Genomic DNA, 3,587 nt, shown 5'->3' on the forward strand with positions numbered 1-3,587 from the left:
AATCAAAGCAGCTTGCGGAAAGTTCATCACCTTTCTGGACTCGGACGACGAATTCTGCCCTTCACACCTGGAATCCAGAAAAGCATTATTAGTTAAAAATCCTGCTGTCCAATTTTTGTACGGGGGAGCAAAAATATCGGGCAATCCTTATGTTCCCGACCGGTTTGACTACAGGAAAAAGATCAGTCTGGACAATTGCATTATTGGCGGTACTTTCTTTATCGAAAAAAGTACCGCAATTTTGCTAAAGGGTTACAAGGATATTCTGTTAGGACCGGATGCTGATTTCTTTGACAGGGCTCAAAAAGCGAACATCAAAATAATGAAAACCAATCTGACTACCTACCTCTACCATCATGAAACAGAAGATTCCATCACAAACAGACTGCTTTCGATTTATCATTCAAAGTAGCCCAACAGCCTACTCGTACTTGATAATTTCCACGGGACAGCTTTCTGCGGCTTCCTTAATACCTTCCTCATAATCACTGTAATTTACACCTTCAATGACGGTTGCAGTGTCATCCATTACAAAAACTTCAGGGCAGGTATCTGCGCACATTGCACAGACGGTGCACCCATCTTCTATCCAAACTTTTGTTATTGCCATGGTTTTATAATTTTATGTTTTACATAAGGGCCGGATTAATTTGCCTGCCAGACAAAAATTAAACGCAAGTATATTTTATATGAATTCTTATCTAATTTATTAATTTTTTTCAACATAAACAATGGCTTGATTTTTGAGCGATATTGCACACCGGAACTATATTTGCCTTGAAAAACTTAATTATTCAAATCTATGAAAAGAAATACCTTATACCTGATTTTTCTCTTGTCAACTGTGTTTTTCTCTTTTAAGAAAGACGGGGGCACGGTAACGGTCAAAAATCTAAAAATCCAAGCACCTTTTGATATGCCCGACATAAAAGTCCCTGATTTTATCGATTGTAAAGCATTTCCGATTACCCGTTTCGGGGCTATCCAGGGAGACAAAGAAAAAACATCCCTGGCTATTTCAAAAGCCATTGATGAAGCCAGCAAAACCGGAGGTGGAATAGTCATTATACCCGAAGGGAAATGGCTAACCAAACAAATTCATCTTAAGAGCAATGTCAATTTACACCTGGACAAGGGAGCAGTCCTTCTCTTCTCGGAAGATCCTGTCGACTATTTGCCTGCCGTTCATTCAAGCTGGGAAGGGCTGGAATGTTACAACTATTCCCCGCTGATCTATGCTTATCAGTGTAAAAATATAGCGATTACGGGTGAAGGCAAAATAGAGGCAAAAATGGACATCTGGGAACAATGGTTCTCGCGGCCAAAAGCCCACCTTGAAAGTCTAAAAAGACTGTGCAACTTATCGTTTCAAAATGTGCCGGTTGAAGAAAGGCAGATGGCCAATGACTCTGCACATCTCCGGCCGCAGTGTATCCAGTTCAACCGCAGCGAGAACATCCTGTTGGAAGGAATTTCAATTTTCAACAGCCCTTTTTGGACCATTCACCTTTATCTATCCAAAAATATTGTAGTCAGAAACCTAAAAGTAATGGCCCACGGACACAATAATGACGGGATTGACCCGGAAATGAGCCAGAATGTGTTGATTGAAAATTGCACCTTCGACCAGGGTGATGATGCCATTGCCGTAAAATCGGGAAGGAGTCCGGAAGGATGGAGGTCAAAAACTCCTTCAAAAAACATAGTCATCCGCAATTGTACCGTAAAAAATGGGCATCAGTTATTGGCAATCGGAAGTGAATTATCAGGAGGTATTGAAAACATATTTATTGACAGCTGCACGGTGGTCGACGGCGCCAAATTGAATCACCTGGTTTATATCAAGACCAACGAATACATGGGCGGATTTGTTAAAAACATTTATGCAACCAATATAAAATCGGGAAAAATCGACCAGGGGATATTGGGCATTGAAACAGATGTACTGTATCAATGGAAAGACCTGCTTCCGGCATTAAAAAAACGGCTGACGCCCATTTCTGATATTTATCTAACAAACGTACAGGCAAGTGATGTGAAATTTATTTCCAAAATATCCGGGCAAAAAGATTTACCCATAAAAAACATTACCTTGAAAAAGATTTCAACCGGCACCATACATGAAAAGAAATACATCAACGAGAATGTCATAAATTTCAGAAATGAAGACTAAGTATTAATCAACTAACTAGAATTCAATCAGTACCATCGTTTTCGTAGAATCCAGCCTTGAAAAATCATATTTTTTGAGTATTTTTGAGAAAACCACGAATTAAGATGGCACTAACCACAGAGAACATACTATTAATCGGTTCTATTCTTTTATTTATCTCTCTAATTGCAGGGAAAACTTCATCAAAATTTGGAGTACCCATTTTAATCCTGTTTTTAGGAGTCGGAATGCTGGCCGGTTCAGATGGGATAGGCGGAATTTATTTTGACAATCCCAAAACAGCCAAGTTTATTGGAATTGTAGCTCTGAATTTCATCTTGTTCTCAGGTGGTTTGGAAACAGGATGGCAAACGGTAAAACCTGTCCTCTGGCAGGGGATATCGCTTTCAACCCTGGGAGTCATACTGACTGCTGTTTCTGTAGGAATTTTTGTCTGGGCTGTTACCGATTTTTCAATATATGAAGGGCTACTGCTGGGTTCGATTGTTTCTTCAACAGATTCTGCTGCAGTTTTCTCAATTTTACGGTCAAAAAATATTGCCCTGAAAGGGAATATTCGCCCCACCCTTGAAATGGAAAGCGGAAGCAACGATCCCATGGCTTATATCCTGACCATTGCTTTTACCGGATTGGTGATCAATCAGGATTCAAGCCTGCTGAGTATAATTCCTTTATTTTTACGGCAATTGTTGCTGGGGGGATTGATGGGCTTTGTTGCAGGAAAAGTTGGGACATTCGTGATTAATAAAATCAAGCTTGATTACGATGAATTATATATCGTGCTGGTCATCGCCATTATGTTTTTCAGCTTTTCGGCGACCGATTTTATTGGCGGCAACGGATTTCTGGCCATTTATATTTGTGCGATATACCTGGGAAATCAGGAATTAATCCATAAGAAAAAAATTCTGAAATCATTCAACAGTTCGGCTTGGCTCATGCAGATCATCCTGTTTCTCACACTTGGATTGTTGGTATTTCCCAGTAAAGTAATTCCTTTCATTGGCATCGGGTTGATTATATCCATGTTTTTAATATTTGTAGCAAGGCCATTGAGCGTTTTCATCAGTTTATTACCCTTCAAAATCCAATCCAAAAGCAGGTTGTTCATTTCCTGGGTTGGACTCCGGGGTGCAGTACCCATTGTTTTTGCCACTTATCCCTTAATTGCGGGTGTGGCTAAAGCAGACATGATTTTCAACATTGTTTTTTTCATTTCGGTTACTTCGGTTTTAATTCAGGGGACCTCCCTGCCCATGGTTGCCCGGTGGCTGCACCTCACCCTGCCAGCCGAGCTCAAGCCTAAAACCCAGACAGACATTGTACTTTCGGATGGCATCAAGTCCCAGTTGACCGATATTGTTATTCCTGAAGATAGTCCCATCATCGGCAGGCAAATCGTGCAACTCAAATT

At 40.5% G+C, this 3,587-nt stretch carries 4 protein-coding genes; 3 read left to right on the plus strand and 1 reads right to left on the minus strand.

Annotated features, from left to right (window positions below; genetic code table 11):
* The coding region (locus tag Q8907_14365) for a glycosyltransferase family A protein (GenBank protein ID MDP4275456.1) at positions 1–412 on the plus strand (412 nt) is incomplete at its 5' end.
* A 9-nt stretch (positions 413–421) separates the two neighbouring features.
* Here the strand turns inward: Q8907_14365 and Q8907_14370 are convergent.
* Positions 422–610 carry a ferredoxin gene (locus Q8907_14370; protein MDP4275457.1) on the minus strand — a complete coding sequence of 63 codons (189 nt, stop codon included), beginning with the start codon at positions 608–610 and terminating at the stop codon, positions 422–424.
* Between the two features lie 192 nt (positions 611–802).
* On the opposite strand from Q8907_14370, the gene Q8907_14375 reads away from it, so the two are divergent.
* Together Q8907_14375 and Q8907_14380 are read left to right on the plus strand one after the other, a co-directional pair.
* Positions 803–2,173 (plus strand): glycoside hydrolase family 28 protein, encoded by a 1,371-nt coding sequence (locus Q8907_14375; GenBank protein ID MDP4275458.1) that lies wholly within the window; start codon positions 803–805, stop codon positions 2,171–2,173.
* Between the two features lie 104 nt (positions 2,174–2,277).
* Positions 2,278–3,587, plus strand: a 1,310-nt coding sequence (locus tag Q8907_14380) for a potassium/proton antiporter (protein ID MDP4275459.1), incomplete at its 3' end; no start/stop codon positions are given.

The organism is Bacteroidota bacterium (assembly GCA_030706565.1).
Classification (GTDB): domain Bacteria; phylum Bacteroidota; class Bacteroidia; order Bacteroidales; family JAUZOH01; genus JAUZOH01.

What these genes read in the sequence shown, in the direction of transcription:
- Q8907_14375 (MDP4275458.1), top strand. Translation starts at nt 803, where the DNA reads ATGAAAAGAAATACCTTATACCTGATTTTTCTCTTGTCAACTGTGTTT.
- Q8907_14370 (MDP4275457.1), bottom strand. Translation starts at nt 610, where the DNA reads ATGGCAATAACAAAAGTTTGGATAGAAGATGGGTGCACCGTCTGTGCA.